Source organism: Paractinoplanes tereljensis (assembly GCF_016862435.1).
Classification (GTDB): domain Bacteria; phylum Actinomycetota; class Actinomycetes; order Mycobacteriales; family Micromonosporaceae; genus Actinoplanes; species Actinoplanes tereljensis.
This window is the reverse complement of record NZ_BOMY01000039.1, coordinates 182,368-202,183: the sequence shown is the minus strand read 5'-3', so window position 1 is coordinate 202,183 and position 19,816 is coordinate 182,368. Positions and strand designations below refer to the sequence as shown.

Below are 19,816 nucleotides of genomic sequence, written 5' to 3'. Positions count from 1 at the left end.
TCAGAGGCCCTTTTTCGTGATCTAGGAACGTTCTGCCGGGTCGAGCATGCCGCTTGTAGACCCCTTGACTCGGCAGGTGACGAACCATGGCCCTCTTCAACCTCAACACCCTGTGCGCCGGCCTCGACGGCAGCCCCTGGGTAAGCCTCCTGCGCGACTGGGACCGGACCCTGCGCGCCGCGAACCACCCGGAAACGACCCGCTACAACTACCTTCTGGCCGCCGCGCAATTGGCGCGGTATCTGCGTTCCGACGAATCCGAATACGCCGGATCCGCCGCCGCGCTCGACCCCGCCGCGGTGAAGAAGCGGCACGTCGAGACCTTTCAGGCGTGGATGATCGAAACCCGCTCCGCGGCCACCGCCTTGAACAAGCACAAGTCGCTGCAGCAGTTCTTCAAATGGCTCGTCAGCGAGGAAGAGATCGAGACGTCGCCCATGGACCGGGTGCCGCAGCCCAAGACCGAGCAAAAACTCATCCCGGTCATGCGCGACGACGAGACGAAGAAACTCATCACCTCCATCCGGCAGAAGAAGGACTTCTCCGCGCTGCGCGACGAAGCCCTCGTGCGGCTGTACTACAACACCGGCGCCCGCTCGTGCGGTGGGGGAAGACAACGCCCGGCGTGCTCTCGACGATGCCCTGATCGCCGGGAGCATCTTCGGCTCGCAGGTGATGGTGACCTGGCACGCCCTGCACACGGGGCTGTGGGAAGGGGCGAACCGAGAACCACTGCTCACTGTCCACAAGAACTCCCGGGTCACCTTCGTCGGCCAGGACGAGCAATCGCCGTGGGCCGTGACCGAAGGTGGCCGGACCTTCGCCGGGCGAGCCGTGATCGGCGCCGACGGATATCGCAGTGTCGTGCGCCGCGCGGTCGCCCCCGACAGCCGGACGCCCGGTACGCCAGTTACGTGCCGTGGCTCGGCGTCGCCGACGAGGCGGATGTGGGTCGCGTCCGGGCGTGGCCCCAAGGGCTCGCCATCGAATCCAGTGGACGGCACTACTTCTTGGGCTATCCGCTGCCCGCCCTGGACGGATCGCAGACCCCGGGCCGCAGGCGGCTCGGCTGGGGCTGGACCCGTACCTCGGTGTTCCGTCAGGCGGGCAGCGTCCGCGGCGACGTCGTGTGCCACTCCCTGACCGGAACCGATATCCCCGACGCCACCTACGCCGAGCTCGCCCGGGAGAACGCCCGGATCTGGCCTTCGCCCTGGAGTTAGGCGATGCGGGTCTGTCTGGCCGCGAAGACCGTGGTGGCGGCCAGATCACCTTCACGGTCCGGACGGTGCGCGGCCACACCGATCGCCGAGTACGTGCCCGACCGCCTCGTCAACGGCCGCTTCGCACTGGGCGGCGATGCGGCCCATGTCCCGACCCCGATGACCGGCAGCGGCTTCTCGACCTCCGTAGACGACGCGGAAGCGATCGCCCGAGCCCTGTCCGCCCGTCGGGCCACGGTGCCGCAAGCATTCCAGCAGTACGAACGTGACCGCCTTTCTGCTGTCCGGCGGATGGTCCTGTCCGGCCAGCAGTTCAGCCGCAGCTTCGCCTCTTGAGGCTGGGGGGTACTGACAGAGTCTGCCTCGACGATCCGAGTCGATCTACGTTTACCCACGCCGGGTGAGACGGGTGCCAAGCAGCATCCCGACGAACCGGTCTTTGCCCTGCTCAGAGCATGGTTGACCGTGACCATCGGCAATAAGAACGACATATCATCCGAAACCAGCACGAAACTTGACGCTTCTAGCTTTCACAATGCGATCGACGAGGCTCGCGGTCAACTCCACGCACGGCGCCCGATCCCGGATCCGGTGCCGGCCCTCGTACTGAGGATCTGCTCTTGAAGCGAAAAAGAACCGCACTGTTCTCCCTCACCGCGGCGGCGACAGCCGTCGCGGTAGGACTCACCACCGCACCTGTTTTCGCCTACACCAGCGTCGCAACCCGCCAGGGCGACCAGTGGAACGTCAACGACGCCGCCATCCCGGGCCTGGACACCGGAAGTGTGCGCAGCACCACCGCAAGCGCCCTGCTCGGCTACGGCGGCCTCCGGATGCGCGTCTCCGGCGGCAAGGGGATGCTCAACGGCGCCCTGCTGCGCGGCTTCGGCATCACCTCCGACGGCGCCGGCGCCTTAACCAGCAAGCACACGGTCGTCATCGACGGCGTCGCGGTCAAGCGCGAGCTCACCATCGACAAGCCGGACAGCTACGGCCGCTTCTTCGACACCTTCACCAACACCACCGGCAAGCCGATCGGGATCGACGTCGCCTTCGGCGGACAGCTGGGCTACAACACCGGCACCAACCAGAGCGCCATCGCCTCGACCTCGTCGGGCGACACCCGCATCACCGGCGCGGACGGCTGGGCCTCCTGGTACACACCGTCGGCCGGCGCCGGATCGGCCAGCGCCAACGGGCCCTCCGCGACCACCATCGGCACCCCCGGATACGCCGGCGCCCTGCAGCGCACGGGCAACTTCCTGCGCGACCCGTTCACCAACCCGCTCGCCACGACCGGCGACGAGGCCAACCACCCCGGCCTGGTCAACCGGATCGTGCTCGCGCCCGGCCAGAGCCGGTCGGTGGCCCACTTCGTCGTGACCGGACTGTCGGAGACCCGCAACGCACCGGACAGCAGCGGCACCCCCGCCGCCGGCACCCAGGTGCGCACCGTGCAGCAGACCGCCGCCGACCTCACCGCCAAGCCCGACTTCGCCGGGCTGTCGGCCGCGCAGATCTGCTCGCTGGACAACTACAGCCCGCAGGCGCTCGCCCAGGCGGCCGGCACCAGCGCCCTGGCCTGCACCGTCTCGCGGAGTAAGCCGCTGCCGGGCGCGGTGATCGCCCCGGTCACCCAGCCCACGTTGAAGACGACGTCGCCGTACAACGTCGTCGGCAAGACCGTGGTCCAGCTGAAGGCCGACCTGGCCTCCGGCCGGACCACCACCCAGCAGGTGGTGCAGGCCTACCTGGACCGCATCGCCGCGTACGACCAGGGCCCGCTCGGCCTGCACTCAGTGCTGACCGTCGCCCCTGACGCGCTTGCGCAGGCCAAGGCGGGCCCAGTTGCGGCATCCAATGTACCGGGCTGTTCTGGACGACCGAGACGCCTCCGCCGCGAAACTGCCCAAAATGCGCGACCCCCGCGATTCACGTGGGTCGCCGCGCATCACGCAGCCGAGATCGCGAGAGAGTCGACAGGTGCCACTATGCCGAAACTCCTGCTCGGCGAGTCTCAGCGAAGGCGCCTCGACCTGGGGCGCCTTGCCGCTGGTGGGATCGATCGTCGCGTATACCTGCGCGCTACCGACCTGGTGCTGCTGGGCTTCGATGTAGTGCTTGGCGGCGATTGCCTTCACGTCTGATGGTCCCCGGAAGGTCCAGCACTGCTGGCGGCCCGCGAACCACCACCGCAGACCGGCGTCATGAGCGGGCGTGCAGGTGCTGTGAGATGAACAGGGCGGCCCGGTCCAGAGCGAAGCCGGCCTCGTCAAGCTGGCCGATGAAGGCCTGGAACACATGCGGCACGCCGGCGGTGATATCGAGGATGACGTCGACCTCGGCGTCGCGGGCGCGCTGCGCCAGTCGGACAGAGTCGTCGAGCAGCAGCTCGTTCGTGCCGACCTGCAGCAGGATCGGCGGGAAACCGGTCAGGTCGGCCAGCACCGCGGGTGCGGCCAGCTCCTGGTTCGGTTCCTGCCCGTCGAGATACATCGCGCCGGTGTACGCCATGCCCTCCTTGGTGAAGAACGGGTCGATGCCCTGCTTGGCGTCCATCGATCCGCCCGACCGGGTGTGGTCGAGACCGGGCGAGAACGCGACGAGTGCGCCCGGCAGCGGCAGGCCGGCGTCGCGGGCCGCGAGCGTGGTGGTGATCGTGAGCCCGCCGCCCGCCGAGTCGCCGGCGAAAGCGATCGCGCCGGGGTCGACGCCGTCGTCGAGCAAGGCGCGGTAGGCCGCGAGGCAGTCGTGGATGCCGGCCGGGAAGGGGTGTTCGGGGGCGAGGCGGTAATCGAACGAGATTGACCGCATACCCGTCCGGGTAACCAGGCTCGCGGTGAGGCCCATTGCCGTCTGGGGTGAGCCGAGCGCGAACGAGCCGCCGTGGAAGTAAAGGATCGTGCCCGGGCGGGCCACGCCTTCCTCCGGTTCGACCAGCACCGCCCGCCGGTCGGCCAGCGTCAGGTCGGAAGTGCGCACCGGCGGGACGGGGAACATCGCCATGAGGCTGGCGAAGTTCTCCCGCATCTTCTCGACCGGCTCGGGCGTGAAGCTTTGGATGCTTTTGCGCAGTATCGCGTCCAGGTCCGTCCGCTGTTGCCTGCTCATGTTCTGCGCCTTTCATCCACCGTAAAATGCATGCCGTGGAAGCTAATTTACATGCCGCGGCATCTTTCTCCGGTGCGGAATCGATCACACTGGCAGCGGTCTTCAGCCACCTCGTCCGCTGTGAGACACGGCTCTACAACGACCTGAACGAAGTGCTGCGCCGGGACCACGGCATCGTCGCGTCCCAGTTCGAGTTCCTGCGTTACCTACGAGACCATCCTGGGTCTCGTGTCGCCGATCTCGCGGAGTTTTACGCCATCGGGGTAGGCGCGACCAGTAAGAGCGCCGGCCGGCTTGAGGGCCGGGGATGGGTGCGGCGCATGCCGAATCCGGCCGACGGGCGCTCCCTGTTACTCGAACTGACTCCCTCGGGCACCGACCTCACGGATGCTGCCGAGATTACCTTTGAGCGTTACCTGGCAGTGCGGATCGGCGAGACGATGGACCTGGCGCAGTTGGAGGTCGTCGGTAGAGCTCTCGGCCAGCTACGCGCGGCGCTCGAACGCGACGGCGTCGGTATTCCCGTCGGGTGATCCACAGCTACGCCTCCACGACCAGATCCAAGCCCTAACCCGCCGACCCGCACACCTGGTTGACCGAGCCAGTCGCCGCGGCCGGTGGTGTCAGGATGCGGGTGGTCAGGAGTGCTGTCACCGCTCGTGCATCGAAGTCGTATTGCGCCTCTTCTGTGCCGATCCCGATGAGGGTTTGGAAGACCGGTGGTGCACAAGCCCTCGCCTCGCCTGCCAGGGCGGGAAGTCCACCGGAAGCTGCCGCCAGGAACACCCTGACCGGTCGATGTACAAGATCGCATCCACGATGTCCCGGAACGGACGCTTCGGAATCCTTCCCGGCTCTTTGATCAGCGGGAGCATCGGCTCGATGATCTCCCACTGCTCATCGGTCAGGTCCGAGGGATAGACACGCTGACGACCCACACGCAGACCCTGCCGCGATCGCGGAGATCACCGCGGACACGCCGTCCGACAGCCCTCTAAAACACCCACTCAGAGTTGTTCCGCCAAGACGGGGCTGGGCGCACACGACTTATGAGCCTGGCCAGGATGGGCTGGCTCCGGCCGGCGCCCCGGCCGCGACGATAACCATTACAGTCGCATTCGTGAGCGCAGATCAGGGTCTTGTCCGGGTGTCCGATTCGTTCGGCGTACGCCGTACCCGAGCCGGATCGATCCTCGCGGATGACGGGACAAACTATCAGGTTAAGTGGGATGACACCGATGAGGAAGAGCTTGTCCCACGGGGCGCCGGCGTTCACGTCGCGACGAGGGGTTCGCTGCGTTTCCTGGCTCTGTCCGACTCCCGGCTGTTCCACGCCGTCTTCGCCCAAGAGCCCCTCGCGGTGGTTCTCCACCTGTTGGCCGAGTCGTCGGTCCCGCTGAAGGTGCGAGAGATCCGGGAGGGTCTGGCCGAGCTCGGTCTCCGGAACGAGACCTGGGCCCGGCACGGGCCCCGCGCGCTGGCGGTTCTGCCCAAGTGGCCAAATGTCGTCCGACGGCAGAAGGGCGACACTCTGGCCTACGCCTGGGTGGGGGACGACCTTCCCGAACTCCCGTCAGAGGCCGAGCCTGACCCGGAGCCGGCACCTACGCCCGCGCCTGTGTCGAAGCCCTCTCCTTCTCCCGCCAAGCCGATCGCGGCTGCGACACCGGCCGAACCGGCGGTGCCGTCCGCCGAGCGCCTTCGGCGCCAGATGAGCGCCGCGCGGAACCTCGGCGAGGTCGCTCGCCTGCTCACGCTTCCGACAGAGTTCGTGGCTGAGTTGTCACCGGAGGTGGTCGCCTCCGCGCTCCGCCGGGTTGCCGCTGAGGATCGGCTGGTCGCGGGCTGGCTCGACGCCCTGACCGCCTCCGGGCCGATCGGTGCGCTGACCGAGGAACTGGCGACGGCCCGGGCGGCGAACGCCGCACTCCAGAGCCGGGTCGATGAGCTGGAGGAGTGGTGGACGGCCCTTGAGCAGAGCACCGATCCGGGCGCCGCAATCCGTCAGCCGGGTAGCTGAGGAGCTTCTGGTTCGCCGCCATCGACCCGGGCGGCAGTATGCAGACGCGAACACCGCGCCTGCGGCCAGAAGAGATCATCCAGGTGATCACGTGAGAACTCTCGGCCCGGCGACGAGTGGTGCCGGCGGAGCGCCGGCACCACCAGCCGTGGCCTGCTCAGACTCGCCGGTCTTGGTCGTCGAGTGACCAGTCCCGAACCTCTGGCATGTCTTCCAGGTGTTCGGCGATGTAGCTTTCGTGGCGGGCCAGCTGGGCCTCGCACCAGGCCACCAGGTCGGCGGCGCCCCGCGGCAGGCGCCTGGCGTTGTTGATGGCGTCCATGACCAGGTGGTAGCGGGACGTCTTGTTGCGGACCGTCATGTCGAACGGCGTCGTGGTGGTGCCCTGCTCGATGAAGCCGCGCACCCGGAACCGGTCGGCGTCGGGCCGGCCGTGCACCAGCTGGTGGATCGCGCCGGGGTAGCCGTGGAAGGCGAACACCACGTCGACGGTGTCGGTGAACAGCTCGGTGAACAACGTTTCGTCCATGCCGTGCGGGTGATCCTTCGGCCGGATCAGGGTCATCAGGTCGACCACGTTGACCACGCGGACCCGGAAGCCGGGCAGGCGGTCGCGCAGGATCTGGGCGGCTGCGACGGTCTCCATGGTGACGATGTCGCCGGCGCAGGCCAGGACGATGTCAGGGTCCATGGTGCCGTCGTCGGTTCCGGCCCACTCCCAGATGCCGGCACCTCGCGTGCAGTGGGCGATGGCCTCGTCCATCGTCAGGTACTGCAATTGGGGCTGCTTGTCCTGGACGATCAGGTTGACGTACGACCGGGATCGGAAGCAGTGGTCGGCCACCGACAGCAGACAGTTGGCGTCCGGCGGGAGATAGACCCGCGCGACGTCGCCGCGCTGATTGAGGACGACCTGGATCAGGCCGGGGCCCTGGTGCGAGAAGCCGTTGTGGTCGTTGCGCCACGCCGTCGAGGTGAGCAGCACGTTGAGGCTGGGCACCTTCGCCCGCCACGCCAGGTGCTTGGCCTCCTGCAGCCATTTGCCGTGCTGCACCGTCTGGGACGCGCTGACCATGGCGAACGCCTCGTAGGTGGCGAACAGGCCGTGCCGGCCGGTCAGGTTGTAGCCCTCGAGCCAGCCGTGGCAGTTGTGTTCGCTGAGAACCTCCATCACCCGGCCGTCGCGGCTCAGCTTCACATCATCCGGCATGACGCGTTCCATGAAGGCACGGTCGGAGACCTCGAAGACCGCGCCGAGGCGGTTGCTGTTGGTCTCGTCCGGGCAGAACAGCCGGAAGTCCTGCGGGTTGCGGCGGTAGATGTCGCGCATCAGCTCGCCGAGCTTGCGGGTCGACTCGGCGCGGGCGACTCCCGGGGCGGTGACGTCGACGGCGTACTCCCGGAAGTCGGGCATGTCGAGGTCACGGGTGAGCACGCCGCCGTTGGCGTGCGGGCTGGCACTCATCCGCAGGTCGCCGCCCGGTGCCTGCGCACGGATCAGGTCGACGGGCGTGCCGGCCTCGTCGAAGAGCTCCTCCGGACGGTACGACCTGAGCCAAGTCTCCAGCATTGCCAGGTGGGCCGGGTTGTCCCGGACGCCGGACAGTGGCACCTGGTGGGACCGCCACGTGCCGGTGACCTGCACGCCGTCGACCTGCGCCGGCCCGGTCCAGCCCTTCGGTGAACGCAGCACGATCAGCGGCCAGGCCGGACGGGTGCCGTCCCAGGAACCGTTGCGAGCCGCGGTCTGGATCTCGCGAATGCGGCCCCAGGACCGGGCCAGTGCTGCGGCGAAGCGGAGGTGCATGCCGGGCAGGTCGTCGCCGGACACCTCGATCACGTCGTAGCCGTGGCCACGCAGCAACTCCTGCACCTCGTCGGCGTGCTTGCGGCCGAGCACGGTCGGTCCGGAGATCTTGCCGTCGTTGAGGTGCAGGATCGGCAGTACCGCGCCGTCCCGCTCCGGGTTGATGAACGAGATGCCCTTCCACGAGCCCTCGAGCGGCCCGGTCTCGGCCTCGCCGTCGCCGACCACGGCGATCGCGAGCAGGTCGGGGTTGTCCATGACAGCACCGAACGCGTGCACCAGGACGTAGCCGAGCTCGCCACCCTCATGGATGGAACCGGGCGTGGTCACCGACACGTGGCTGGGAATGCCGCCGGGGCTGGAGAACTGCCGGAACAGCCGCAGCATGCCGTCCTCGTCCTGCGACACCTCCGGGTAGACCTCGCTGTAGGTCCCTTCGAGATAGCCGGCCGCGACCAGCGCCGGACCGCCGTGACCGGGCCCGGCCAGGTAGATGGCCTCCTGGCCGGTGTGCCGGATCAGCCGTGAGACGTGGGCGTAGATGAAGGACAGGCCGGGGCTGGTGCCCCAGTGCCCGAGCAGCCGCGGCTTGACGTGCTCGGGCGTCAGCGGCTCGCGCAGCAGCGGGTTGGCGCGCAGGTAGATCTGGCCGATGGTCAGGTAGTTGGCGGCGCGCCACCAGGCATCCAGGCGGGCGAGGTCGGACTCGTCGGGTTCGGCAAGGGTCTTCTGCAGGTCGGACACAACCGTGGTCACGGCGACTTTCCTCTCCTGGACGCCTAGCTCATTGCTTGCTCACCCTTCACGCTATGAGCGATAGGTCCGGTGAGTCAGGGTCGAAAGGCCTGTGTCGTCATCGGACGCCGACGCAGCGGCGGCAGGTGTCAGCCCACACTGGCGCCGACCAACTGGCCGACGCCGAAGGTGACAGCCATGGCGAGGGCACCGCCGCCGACCAGTCGCGCGACCGCCCGCCCGACGCCGGCCGAACCGAGTTTGGCGCTGACCGCACCGGTCAGCGCGAGGGCCATGATTACCACCGCGAAGGTGACCATTACTCGGGCCTGCGGCGGTGGCACGAGAATCGCGATCAGCGGGAGAAGCGAGCCGCCGGTGAAGGCGAGCGCCGAGGCGCCGGCAGCGTGCCAGGGGTTGGTCAGCGCGTCGGGGTCGATCCGCAGCTCGACGTCGGCGTGGGCCGCGAAGGCGTCCTTGGCGGTCAGCTCCTCCGCTACCCGGCGGGCCGTGGCCTCGGTCAGCCCTTTGGCCGCGTACAACGCCGTCAACTCATCGAACTCCTGGTCGGGAAACTCGGCCAGCTCGGCGCGTTCCTTGGCCAGCAGGGCGCGCTCGGTGTCGCGCTGACTGCTCACCGAGACGTATTCGCCCAGGGCCATGGAGACCGCGCCGGCGACCAGACCAGCGACTCCGGCAGTGGCGATGGGGCTGGTGGCCAGCGTCGCACCGGCCACCCCGACGACGAGGCCCGCGGTCGAGACGATGCCGTCGTTGGCGCCCAGCACCCCGGCACGGAGCCAGTTCAGCCGCCCGGCCACCGCGGCGGAGTGCGGTTCGTCGGGATGGGTCATGAGCCCGTGGCCTCGTACCTGGTCTGCATGATTTTCATCTTGTTCCTGTTCCTCAGCTCTGGGCAGAGGACCTCGGCCTGTCATAGCCAGCTCGTCAGCGGGGGCGGTGCAGACTCCCGGCCGGCCCTCGGGATGGGGCGAGGGGACGGCTTCCCGCTGCGTCGGAGCAGGCGTGCCGGCGGCTTGGTGGTGCAGGTGGCGAGCGTGGTGGATGGCGGTAGGGGTGACCGAGCGTGCGGAACAGCTCCGCCTTTGCCTGGGGAAGGGGAACAACCACCGATCGCGCGAAACAATTCGTACTCAACCGTGGGTGTCGTGGACCACGGCCACGGTGCAGGTGGCGTGGCGCAGCAGGTGCTGGCTGACGGAGCCGAGCAGCAGGCCGCGGACCGGGCCACGGCCGCGAGTGCCGACCACCAGCAGCTGCGCGTCAGCGCTGCGCTCGGTCAGGGCCGCGGCCGGATGCTGAAGCAGACCATCTGCGGTGATCTCAAGGCCGGGGTGCTTCTGCCGCCACTCGGTGACGAGTTCGTCGAACGAGTGCATCTCGGCGTCGCCGACCTCGGGCGCGCCGATCCTCGGGTCGATCACCGGCGCCCAGGCGCGGACCACCTGCAGCGAGACGTGCCGCGCCACGGCCTCGCCGGTGGCGAATGCGAGAGCCGCCTGTCCCGAGGCCGAGCCGTCGACGCCGACCACGACCGGGGCGCCGTCGGCCGGCTCGCCGCGGACCACGACGACGGGGCAGTGTGCGGACGCGCTGACGGCGACGCTGACCGAGCCGAGCAGGCCGATGACGGCGCTGTGGCCGTGGCTGCCGAGCACGACAAGGCTCGCCTCGCGTGATCGGTCGATGAGCGTGGCCGCCGCCCCGTCGTTCACGATCGAAACCGTGGTGCGGACCGAGGGATGGCTGTGCCGGGCATTGATTACTGCCTCGTCGAGCATTCCCCGGATGGCGCGATCGATCTCGCCGGCCGGCTGGACAGCGGGAGCGGCGCCGGTCGCGGTGGCCGGCGCCCAGGCCGGCCATTCGTAGGCGAAGAAGAACTCGACCAGAGCGCCGGTGCGGGCGGCCTCGTCGAGTGCCCACCGGGCCGCGGCCTTAGCGGGTGCCGAACGGTCGTAGCCGACAATAATCTTTCGGGCGTTCATCTCAGGCTCCTGATTCGACGGCGTGCCGGCTGATGAGAACGGGGCAGTGGGCGTGGTGCAGCAGCTGAAGCCCGGTCGAGCCGAGCAGCGCGCCGGTCACCGCGCCGTGACCACGGCTGCCGACCACGACCAGCTGAGCACGGCGGGACGCCTCGACCAGGGCGGCGGCGATGCTCTCGTGGGTCACCACGACCTCGACGGGCACGTCCCGGTATTTGCCGCGCCACGGCGCGAGTCGCTCCTCGAGCCGATCGCGTTCGTAGGCATCGGTCTCCGGTGTCGCGACGTCGCCCGGGTTGACGGCGGGCGTCAGCCAGAGCGGAATCGGCGGCAGGTACGAGTGCACGATCCCCACCGGTACTCCGCGGCTGCGGGCTGCCTCGAAGGCCTCCGTGAGTACGGCCTCGGCTGATGGCGAATCGTCCACACCGGCCGTCACGGGTCGGCCGTCACTGCCGGATTCACCGCGCACGACGACCACCGGGCAGGTGGCATGCGTCGCCAGTCGCTGACTGACCGAGCCGAGCAGCAGACTCGCGGGCCGCCCACGCGACGGCCTCATTACTGTCGTCGGTGCCGTCGGTCGCCACGATGACGGTTCTGGTGTTCATGACTTTCCTCCCCTGACGATCCTTCGTCGATCGTTGCGATCGTCGATGTCCGAGGGCAGAGCGCAAGGTCCCGCGGAAGAGGGCCGAAGGTCCCATCGCGCGGGAACATCGCGGCGACGGTGGCCAATGGGACGGTAACGGCGTAGCTGACGATGCCGGCGTCGGACAGCGGCGCCCGCGCGTCCGGGCGTGCGGTGGCCGATTCACGCAAGGACTGGGCGGCGGCCCGGCTATCGACTCGCGGACATGGCGGATGACGCGGTGGCCGTGCTCGACGCGCTGGCCTGGGACGTCAGCCGTGGGTATCGGGGATCGGGTCGGCCCAGCCGGGACGGCGGATGAGGCAGAAGGTGTGGCCGGCCGGGTCGGCGAACACGTCGCGTTCGAGATGGGTCGCTCCAAGCGACAGCACCCGTGGGGTAGCCGCGGCGACGTCCTCGACCATGATGTCGAGATGGCTCTGCTGCGGAACTGCGGGGCTCGGCCAGGTCGGTGGCTTGTGGTTCGGCGCCAGCTGGAATGCCAGGCCGGAGGCTTGGCTGCTGGTCGAGACGACGACCCAGTCAGTGCTCTCGTAGGTGATCGGGTCACCGAGTAACTGCGAGTAGAACTGCGCGAGCGCGTACGGGTCTGCGCAGTCCAGGACGACATGGTGGATGCGGCCGATCATGCCGACCGATGCTGCCACAGCACCAAGTGCTCGAGCACACGTCGGGTCGAGATGGGCCGGATGACAGCTCAGCGGCCGGCGCCGACTGTCCGTGTCCCGCCGTTGATCAGGGCGGAGATCCGCTGCCGGGTCACCCGGAACAGTGCGGCGATCCGGTTGATGCTGACTCCTTCGGCGTGCAGCACGAGTGCCTGAGCACGTCGCCACCGGCTGCCGCTCCTCGAGAGCGTGTCGAGCGTGACCGTGATGCGCTCGACGATCAACGGACCCGACTCGGCGGCGACCATGGCTGTCCAGCTCCGTCCGGCGTCATGCTGCTCACTGAGCTCGACGGCGCGACGGCGAGCAACCCGCAGCTCTTCCATGCTTTTGTCCAGTGCGGTCACCAGTTCGGCGAGCGCGGCCCGGGCCTCGGCGGACCGCTCCTCCAAGTGGCCGCCGGAAACGGGGCGATCGGTCATGTCTGCGCTCTTCCGCTCGTGGGCGTCATCCCAGCAGTACCGCAATACCTATGGCACCAAACGGCCGTCGCAACAGGGTCTTGCGGCCTTAAGGCCGGAGTGGAAGCCTGCAACGGGGGTTGCGTGCAACACCCGTTGCATCCCTGCCCACTCGCGGAGGCCCGCATGACTTCCGGTGACGAGAACAGCAGCACCGAGCGGACCGACGTGGAACTCGCCTTCCCCGACCTGCCTCGCCTGGAGCTCGATCAGCTCCTGAGCCAGCTCGTCGGGCGTGCGCAGGAGGTCATGGCCACCCAGGGACGCCTGCGCGGGCTGCTCCGAGCAAATCAGGCATTGCTCACCGACATCGAACTTCGTCCACTCCTCGAGCGCCTCATCGTGTCCGCGCGTGAGCTGGTCGGGGCTCGCTATGCCGCGCTCGGCATTCTGGATGGGCACGGCGGGCTTGCCGAGTTCATCCACACGGGCATGGCCGCCGAAGCTGTCGCCATGATCGGTCCGCTGCCTCGGGGCAAGGGCCTTCTCGGCGCGCTCATCCACGACCCACGTCCGATCCGGCTCGGCGACCTCGCCGATCACGTGCTCTCCGCGGGCTTCCCGCCAGGGCATCCACCGATGACGAGCTTCCTGGGGGTGCCGATCCGCATCCGGGACGAGGTCTTCGGCAATCTCTACTTCACCGACAGCCACAACGGCAGCTTCAGCAGCGACGACGAGGAGCTTGCCGTGGCGCTCGCCGCGTCGGCCGCAGTGGTGATCAACAACGCTCGGCACTACGAGTCCAGCCGGCGACGCGGCGATTGGCTGGCGGCCACCGCCACCATCACCCGCGACATGCTCAGCCCGACCAGCGATTCCTCGCCGTTGGCGTCGATCGCCGAGCACGCCTACCGGCTCGCCGACGCTGATTTCGTCGCCGTTCTCCTGCCCGCCGACGCGCGAGAGTCGCTGGCCGTCGAGACCGCATTCGGTGCTCCGGCCACCGCCGGGGCTGCGGAAAGTCTGATCGGTCTGCGCAGCGACATCAGCGACACGCTGTGTGGACGCGTGTTCTCCACCGGGGAGGCGCTTCGGCTCGACGACGCGCACGATCGGCACGGCCTCCCGCCCACCGTTCTTACCGGCAGTGTCGATGTCGGGCCGGTGCTGGTCGCTCCGTTGATCGGATCGGACCAGACCCGGGGAGTGCTTACGGTCGCGCGGCTGCCCGGCCGTCCGCCGTTCCAGCCCGAAGATCTGCAGATGGCGGCTGCCTTCGCGAACCAGGCGTCCGTCGCGCTCGAACTGGCCGAGTCCCGCGTGGAACGCGAACGGATCACGATCATGAACGAGCGTGATCGTATCGCCGCCGATCTGCATGACCACATCATTCAGCGGCTCTTCGGGGCCGGGCTGGTGTTGCAAGGCATCACCGCCCGCATGGGCAACCACCCGGCGATCCCTCGTATCGCCGGAGTGATCGACGATCTCGACGACACCATCGCGCAGATCCGTACCACGATCTTTGCCATCCAGAAGACCGCGGCCCTGACGCCCCAGGGGATGCGGGCGCGCATCCTCGATCTGGTCACCGAGGCCGCTGAGACGCTGGGATTCACTCCGGCGCTGCGCTTCAGCGGACCCGTCGACACCCTCCTGGCCGATTCCGGTGATGCGGGCGGCCTCAGCGACGACGTGATCGCCGTCCTGCGGGAGAGTCTCAGCAACGTCGCCCGGCACGCCCGCGCCAGCCGAGCCGACATCGATCTCGCGGTCGATACCCGGCCGGACGGCACGCTGATCACGGTGCGGATCTGCGACAACGGCGTGGGACTCGGTGGCGCCGCCCGCAGCAGCGGCACGGCGAACCTTCGCGACCGGGCCGAACGCCGCGGCGGCACGTTCGCCCTCACCGGCAACACACCGTCCGGGACCTGCATGAAGTGGTGCGTCCCGATCGGTTGACCGACCGGCCTGAAGTAGCGCACGACCCGGGACGCAGGGCCATAGGGCCCTGTCGATCAGGACCTCCGCGCAAGAACATGGCGTCAGGAGGTGAAGACGATGTTGTTCTTGTTGCTGTTCTGGTCGGTGGTCCTGATGATCGCTGCGTTCGCCGTTTGGCCGATCATCGACAAGTCTCGCGGAGAAGCCGGAAAGTCGGCGAAAGCCTCGCCGAAGGCCGCATCAGCCGGCGGGACAGAACCGGAGAGTCTCGAGGGCGTGCTCGTGTCCCGGCTCAGTTCCGGTCTGATCAGCCGGGGCCAGTACACGCGGGCGATGGAGGGCATCGCGGCCCGAGACGACGAGCGGCACCCGCTGACCGTTCCGCCCGACGCCGGGTCACCGGCCTGAGCGTGCGGGAGGCACGGGTGATGACCAGGACTGCGGAACGGCCGCTGCGCCGGGCTCTGACCGAATGCGTACGCCTGGCGACCGCCGCTCCCTCACTGCACAACAGCCAGCCGTGGCAATTCGGCATTCGCGGCATGGAGGTCGACGTCTACGCCGATCCCAGCCGCCGGCTACTGGTGCTGGATCCGAGCGGCCGGGAGCTGTTGATCAGCGTCGGCGCGGCTCTTCTCAACCTGCGCCTGGCGATCCGGCAGGCCGGGTTCCGCTCCGATCTCCACCTTTTCCCGGAGCCGGAGCAGGGAGATCTGGTGGCTCGCGTGACCGTCGGCCACCCCGCGGTACCCAGCCCGGCGGTGACCGCGCTCGCCGAGGCCATCGAGCGGCGGCACACCAATCGGCACCCGTTCGCTCGGGTACCGGTGCCGGACGATGTCCTCGACGACCTGAGGAAAGCCGCCCAGCGGGAGGGCGCCTTCCTCGCCGTGGCGCATCCACCGGCCCGCAAGGCGATCCTCACGATGGCCCGATCGGCCGACCGCCTGCTGCATCACCACCCCGGCTATCTGCCGGAACTGGCCCGGTGGACCGGCAATGACCACGACGGTGTCCCGCTGTGGGCGGCCGGCCCGGGCCGGGCGGCGGCGGTGCCACTCCGTGACTTCGCCGAGCTGACGAAGTTGCCGCGCCGCAACGTGAAGTTCGAGCCGGATCCGAGCATCCTGATCCTGGCGACCAACGGCGACCACTGGCCGGATTGGGTCCGGGCCGGCCAGGCCCTGCAGCGGGTCCTGCTCACCGCGACATCGCACTACTTGGCCACCATGCCGATCAGCCAGCCGGTCGAGATCCCCGCCCTGCGAAGCCGGTTGCTCGCGCCCTCGTCGGGGCTGCACGTCCAGATGCTCCTGCGGATCGGATACGCGGATCCAGCCCTGGCCACGCCCCGGCGGCCGGTCGCCGACGTCCTGCGGTTGCAAGCCACCCGGCATCGGGGCCATTCGTAGGGTTCAGTGGCGACATCCGGCACTTACCACCGGGGAGTGGGCCATCTCCCGTGACGAGAGCGCCTGATGGGCGGATTTCCCTGGAGACGCTGAAGAACTCCGCTCTGATCATCCCGGCCTGGCCCGCCGACAACGTGCAGGGTCCGTCCGGACGGCTGCACTTCCGCGACGGTGCAGTGCAGATCTCCGCGCCGGTGTCGTCGGAGTCGGGGAAACCGCCGACCGGGACGAAAATCGTCCTGTTGGGCGCGGTCTATGGTGACCTTGACCGGGATGGCGCGAAGGAGACCGTCGCCGAGTTCTTCTGCACGGTCGAGGGCGGCAGCAAGCAAGTTGTCGCGTTCGACCGCGACTCCGCCGGCCGCATCGTCACGATCGGCCAGGTGGTCGCCACGACCGGGGAGATCCGCGACATCCAGGACAACAGCGCCCGCGTCGGTGGCGACGGCACGGTGACCGTCACCGTCCGGCACGACTGGGGGACGTCACCCCGGCAGATTCGGCTGCACTTCTACCCGGGCGATGGGCTCGAGCGGGCGGGCTCGGCGTGGCCGCCGATCATTACCTCGCCGTCGGAGTCCGGTTTCACGGTGGGCGTCGCGCCGCCGGCGGCGAGCAGCAGCGCCCGGTACACGTTCGCGTTCCGCCGGCCCGCGACGGTTTCCAGCAGCACCCTGGCCATCGAGGTCAGTGGCGCCACGGCGGTCGGCTCCGTGTTGAGCGACGCGAACCCGTTCAACAACGGAACGGTCGTGGCGACACGGACCAGCGATTGATCGATGTTGCCCGCCGGCGGGGACGACACCCGGCCGGCGACTTCCGCAATCCCGGCGCCGGCGTACTCATGACGATCACCTCGGCCGATTGACGGTCAGCGGGAACTCCAGGCCTTCACCGCCTCGGCCCGGCCGAGCCGGCCGCGGGCGTTGAGCCGGTCGAAGCGGTCTTGCGTCGCCGGATCGGCATACCGGCCGGGCGGCAGAGCACCGGCCGGACCGGTATGCGCTGGATGGCCGATCGGCAGGGACGCTGGGAGCGGGTCAGGTGCGGGCGAGAACGCGCAGCCGGCCGACGGCAATCACAACGGGCCGGCCGCCGGCCATCCATTGGTGGTGCGTACCAAGCCGGACGGTAGGACGGCGAGCGCGTCGTAGCCGGGCAGACTCTGGATCCAAGGCAGAGCACCGCCACCACGAGCAGCTGCCGCGGTGGCGTACACGTCGGCCCAGAGCAGGGTCGGGCCGGTGACCGAGATCGCCCGGACGGCCGACGCGGGTCGACGGGTGCGCGGGTCGAGGATGTGGAATCCGCGATGGGTGCTTCCCGAGGTAGCGACGGCGCCGGAGCGCAGCTCAAGGACGCGCATGATCCGGGTCGGGTCGAACGGATGCTCGATACCGATCCGCCACCGCGGCCTGGCGGCCGGGGCGTGCACCAGCACGTCACCTCCGGCGTTGAAGCACCAGGAGTAACCGGCCAGGGCGGCCAGGTGCTGGGCGGCACGTTCCACCGCCCAGCCCTTGACCAGACCGGACGGGTCGTATCGGGGCTCGCCGGTTCGTGGGTCGGGAAGACCCCGTGGATCGAACCATCCGTCGGTGCGCCGTATCGCTTCCTCGCACAGAGACACGACCTCGGCCAGCGTCGGGTCGGCCGAATCCAGCTTGAGTTCGCGGCGCTCCCACCGGGACAGATCACTGTCGTTGCGGTACGGGCTCAGTACGGCGTCGATGTGCCGCAGTTCGGCGAAGGCCGCCGCCACGGCCGCCGCAACCGGTTCGCTCGTGAGATCGGGACCGCGCAGATGGATGCTGACCGGCAGGCCCATGATCTGCTCGACCCAGGCGCGCTGTGCGAGCGTGGTGGCTGTCATGACAGGTGGGCGGCGTCGAGAGCTGACTGCAGCGACTGGAGGTAACCGTCGCTGGTGACGGTGGCGCCGGAGACGGTGTCGATTTTCGCGCTCTGCGCGTCCAGTGTCTCCTGGACGAGCATCGGCAGCGCATAGGCGTTGATCTCCTGATCCCGGCCGTTCTCGCTGGGATAGACCGGCACCTGCACATCGGTGATTTTGCCGTCGGTGACGGTGATCGATACCTGGACATCACCCCACCGGGTGGAGGCTGCCGAACCGGTATAGGTCTTCGTCCCGCTCGACCCGCCAGAACTGCTGGAGGCGCTCGCGCTCGGCGAGGTGCTCGCCGGCGAGGTAGGGCTGGTCGTGGGCGTGGTGGCGGGGCTGGTCATGGGCGTCGTGGCCGCGGACACCTGGCCGCTGTTGGTACTTGTGCGGTAACTGAAGAGCAGAACCAGCGCGGCAACGGTGGAGAAGAGCCAGAGAGTGATGCGTCGCATTGTCGTACGGCCTTTCCTCACCAGGAGAACAGTTCGGTGTGCACCTGATCGGCCGGTGTCCCCGCCGCTCGGGCCGCGGTGCGGGCAGCTTCGGCCCAAGCATCGGGGCCGCAGATGTAGACGTCGGAAATCGCGATCTGGGGCGCGACCCGGCGCAGGGCGTCGGCATCGGCGTAGTCGGCATACTCCGCCGGCAACCAGGACGGCCGTTCCGCCCGCTTGCCGAAGAGAAACACCCGGCGTACGCCACGGTTCGCGGCGAACCATTCGAGCTCGTCGCGGAAAGCGATGTCGGACTCGCCGCGCGCCCGGTAGACGAGCGTGGCTTGGCCGGGCGAGTACGGCAGGTCACCGAGTAGGGCCAGCAGTGGCGTGATGCCGATCCCGCAGGCCAGCAACACGACCGGACCACCGCGGTACACCTCACCGCTGAGTTTGCCGTAAGGCCCCTCGATGAGCGCCCTGGTGCCGGGCCGCAGAGAGGCGACCCGTGCGCTTCCGTCACCGAGATCCTTCACGGTGATCCGCAGCATCTGCCCATGCGGAGTTGCCGACAGTGAGTACGGGTGGGCTCGGCTCCACCCGTACCCGTCCAGGAACCGCCATTGGAAGAACTGTCCGGCCCGAACCGGCAGCCGGTCGAGGCGGTGCCCGCTCAGGTAGACCGAAGTCAGGCCCGGGCCTTCAGCGGTGATATGGCTGACCACCAGCCGGTGCCGCCAGCTGCGCCAGGCGGGTATCGCGATCCGATACGTCAGGACCGCGCCGGCCGACACGGCGTAGAGACTCCACCAGTACACGGTTGATGCGGCCGAGGCGATGAAGTCCGTCCCGGTCCACAGCTGGTGCGGCAGAGCCAGGCCGGCGCCCAGGTACGCGTACAGGTGAAGCAGGTGCCAGGATTCGTAACGCAGGCGGCGCCGTGCCATCCGGATCGAGGTCATCACCACCATGAGCAGCGCCGCCGTACCGGCGGTCGCCAGCAGCATCCCCGGGTACGTCCAGATCATGTCCCACAATTCGGCGAACGCGTTGGCGTGCGTGGCACCCGCGTAGCCGAGAGTGATCAGCACGATGTGCGTGATCATCAGCCAGAAGGACGTGAAACCGGACCAGCGGTGCCAGCGGGCCAGCCGGTCCTGGCCGAAGGCGCGCTCGACCAGGGGGATGCGGGCCATCAGTAACACCTGGAGCAGTAGCAGGTCGGAGGCCCACAGCCCGGTCAGTCGGCCGGACGCGGAGATCGCGTCGGCTCCACCGCCGGCGATCTGCTGGACACCGCCGTTGCTCACCCACAAGGCGGTCACGACGAGGAGGCTCAGACCAGCAGCCACGCCACCCACGTCAGCCCACCAACGTGGGGTCCGGCGGGGAGTGCCGGCCGCCACCACGGTGGGTCGTGCGACGGACGGGGTCGTGCTTACGGTCATGGTCCTACCATCGACCGCGTCGCTGAGAACGCGAGGTCCGCTT

At 68.7% G+C, this 19,816-nt stretch carries 20 protein-coding genes; 9 read left to right on the top strand and 11 right to left on the bottom strand.

What is annotated here, in order from left to right:
• Positions 1–86 precede the first annotated feature (86 nt).
• From Ate02nite_RS30515 to Ate02nite_RS30505, 3 genes are all read left to right on the top strand, one after another.
• Complete coding sequence (locus tag Ate02nite_RS30515) at positions 87–1,223, top strand: tyrosine-type recombinase/integrase (RefSeq protein WP_203811298.1); 1,137 nt, start codon at positions 87–89, stop codon at positions 1,221–1,223.
• Between the two features lie 3 nt (positions 1,224–1,226).
• On the top strand, positions 1,227–1,559 hold the full coding sequence (locus Ate02nite_RS30510) for an FAD-dependent oxidoreductase (RefSeq protein ID WP_203811297.1): 333 nt from the start codon (positions 1,227–1,229) through the stop codon (positions 1,557–1,559).
• Between the two features lie 284 nt (positions 1,560–1,843).
• The gene (locus tag Ate02nite_RS30505) at positions 1,844–3,370 is read left to right on the top strand and encodes an amidase (protein WP_203811296.1); all 1,527 of its coding nucleotides are present in this window, start codon (positions 1,844–1,846) and stop codon (positions 3,368–3,370) included.
• Between the two features lie 58 nt (positions 3,371–3,428).
• Here the strand turns inward: Ate02nite_RS30505 and Ate02nite_RS30500 are convergent, their stop codons facing one another.
• Positions 3,429–4,334 carry an alpha/beta hydrolase gene (locus Ate02nite_RS30500; protein ID WP_203811295.1) on the bottom strand — a complete coding sequence of 302 codons (906 nt, stop codon included), beginning with the start codon at positions 4,332–4,334 and terminating at the stop codon, positions 3,429–3,431.
• A 35-nt stretch (positions 4,335–4,369) separates the two neighbouring features.
• Here Ate02nite_RS30500 and Ate02nite_RS30495 point away from each other — a divergent pair, with 35 nt between their 5' ends.
• On the top strand, positions 4,370–4,867 hold the full coding sequence (locus tag Ate02nite_RS30495) for a MarR family winged helix-turn-helix transcriptional regulator (RefSeq protein ID WP_239147809.1): 498 nt from the start codon (positions 4,370–4,372) through the stop codon (positions 4,865–4,867).
• Between the two features lie 117 nt (positions 4,868–4,984).
• Here the strand turns inward: Ate02nite_RS30495 and Ate02nite_RS49865 are convergent, their stop codons facing one another.
• A complete protein-coding gene (locus Ate02nite_RS49865) occupies positions 4,985–5,272 on the bottom strand; it encodes a transposase (RefSeq protein ID WP_203811293.1) in 288 nt (95 codons plus the stop codon).
• Positions 5,273–5,454: 182 nt separating this feature from the next.
• Between Ate02nite_RS49865 and Ate02nite_RS30485 the strand changes: the two genes are divergently transcribed.
• The gene (locus Ate02nite_RS30485) at positions 5,455–6,354 is read left to right on the top strand and encodes a hypothetical protein (protein WP_203811292.1); all 900 of its coding nucleotides are present in this window, start codon (positions 5,455–5,457) and stop codon (positions 6,352–6,354) included.
• Between the two features lie 157 nt (positions 6,355–6,511).
• Here the strand turns inward: Ate02nite_RS30485 and Ate02nite_RS30480 are convergent, their stop codons facing one another.
• From Ate02nite_RS30480 to Ate02nite_RS30455, 6 genes are all read right to left on the bottom strand, one after another.
• Positions 6,512–8,917 (bottom strand): phosphoketolase family protein, encoded by a 2,406-nt coding sequence (locus Ate02nite_RS30480; protein ID WP_203811291.1) that lies wholly within the window; start codon positions 8,915–8,917, stop codon positions 6,512–6,514.
• A 128-nt stretch (positions 8,918–9,045) separates the two neighbouring features.
• Positions 9,046–9,750, bottom strand: coding sequence for a VIT1/CCC1 transporter family protein (locus Ate02nite_RS30475; RefSeq protein ID WP_203811290.1), 705 nt, complete (start codon positions 9,748–9,750; stop codon positions 9,046–9,048).
• 300 nt (positions 9,751–10,050) lie between these two features.
• The gene (locus Ate02nite_RS30470; RefSeq protein ID WP_203811289.1) at positions 10,051–10,905 is read right to left on the bottom strand and encodes a universal stress protein; all 855 of its coding nucleotides are present in this window, start codon (positions 10,903–10,905) and stop codon (positions 10,051–10,053) included.
• A gap of 1 nt (position 10,906) precedes the next feature.
• Entirely contained in the window at positions 10,907–11,467 is a 561-nt protein-coding gene (locus Ate02nite_RS30465) for a universal stress protein (protein WP_203811288.1), read from the bottom strand.
• Between the two features lie 341 nt (positions 11,468–11,808).
• Positions 11,809–12,186 carry a VOC family protein gene (locus Ate02nite_RS30460; RefSeq protein WP_203811287.1) on the bottom strand — a complete coding sequence of 126 codons (378 nt, stop codon included), beginning with the start codon at positions 12,184–12,186 and terminating at the stop codon, positions 11,809–11,811.
• Between the two features lie 68 nt (positions 12,187–12,254).
• A complete protein-coding gene (locus Ate02nite_RS30455; protein WP_203811286.1) occupies positions 12,255–12,647 on the bottom strand; it encodes a helix-turn-helix domain-containing protein in 393 nt (130 codons plus the stop codon).
• A gap of 207 nt (positions 12,648–12,854) precedes the next feature.
• On the opposite strand from Ate02nite_RS30455, the gene Ate02nite_RS30450 reads away from it, so the two are divergent.
• From Ate02nite_RS30450 to Ate02nite_RS30435, 4 genes are all read left to right on the top strand, one after another.
• Positions 12,855–14,594: a sensor histidine kinase gene (locus Ate02nite_RS30450; protein ID WP_203811285.1), complete on the top strand. Its 1,740-nt coding sequence runs from the start codon at positions 12,855–12,857 to the stop codon at positions 14,592–14,594.
• Between the two features lie 99 nt (positions 14,595–14,693).
• The gene (locus tag Ate02nite_RS30445; RefSeq protein WP_203811284.1) at positions 14,694–14,984 is read left to right on the top strand and encodes a hypothetical protein; all 291 of its coding nucleotides are present in this window, start codon (positions 14,694–14,696) and stop codon (positions 14,982–14,984) included.
• A 20-nt stretch (positions 14,985–15,004) separates the two neighbouring features.
• Positions 15,005–15,988 (top strand): Acg family FMN-binding oxidoreductase, encoded by a 984-nt coding sequence (locus tag Ate02nite_RS30440; RefSeq protein WP_203811283.1) that lies wholly within the window; start codon positions 15,005–15,007, stop codon positions 15,986–15,988.
• A 50-nt stretch (positions 15,989–16,038) separates the two neighbouring features.
• Entirely contained in the window at positions 16,039–16,764 is a 726-nt protein-coding gene (locus Ate02nite_RS30435; RefSeq protein ID WP_203811282.1) for a hypothetical protein, read from the top strand.
• Positions 16,765–17,066: 302 nt separating this feature from the next.
• Here Ate02nite_RS30435 and Ate02nite_RS30430 read toward each other — a convergent pair whose 3' ends face one another.
• Genes Ate02nite_RS30430 through Ate02nite_RS30420 form a run of 3 tightly spaced genes read right to left on the bottom strand, consistent with a single transcriptional unit; the run spans position 17,067 to position 19,773 of the window.
• Complete coding sequence (locus tag Ate02nite_RS30430) at positions 17,067–17,861, bottom strand: FAD:protein FMN transferase (RefSeq protein ID WP_203811281.1); 795 nt, start codon at positions 17,859–17,861, stop codon at positions 17,067–17,069.
• Positions 17,858–18,343, bottom strand: a complete 486-nt coding sequence (locus tag Ate02nite_RS30425) for an FMN-binding protein (RefSeq protein ID WP_203811280.1) — start codon at positions 18,341–18,343, stop codon at positions 17,858–17,860. The genes Ate02nite_RS30430 and Ate02nite_RS30425 overlap by 4 nt, the downstream gene beginning before the upstream one ends.
• 17 nt (positions 18,344–18,360) lie before the next feature.
• Positions 18,361–19,773: a ferredoxin reductase family protein gene (locus Ate02nite_RS30420; protein WP_203811279.1), complete on the bottom strand. Its 1,413-nt coding sequence runs from the start codon at positions 19,771–19,773 to the stop codon at positions 18,361–18,363.
• Between the last annotated feature and the right edge of the window lie 43 nt (positions 19,774–19,816).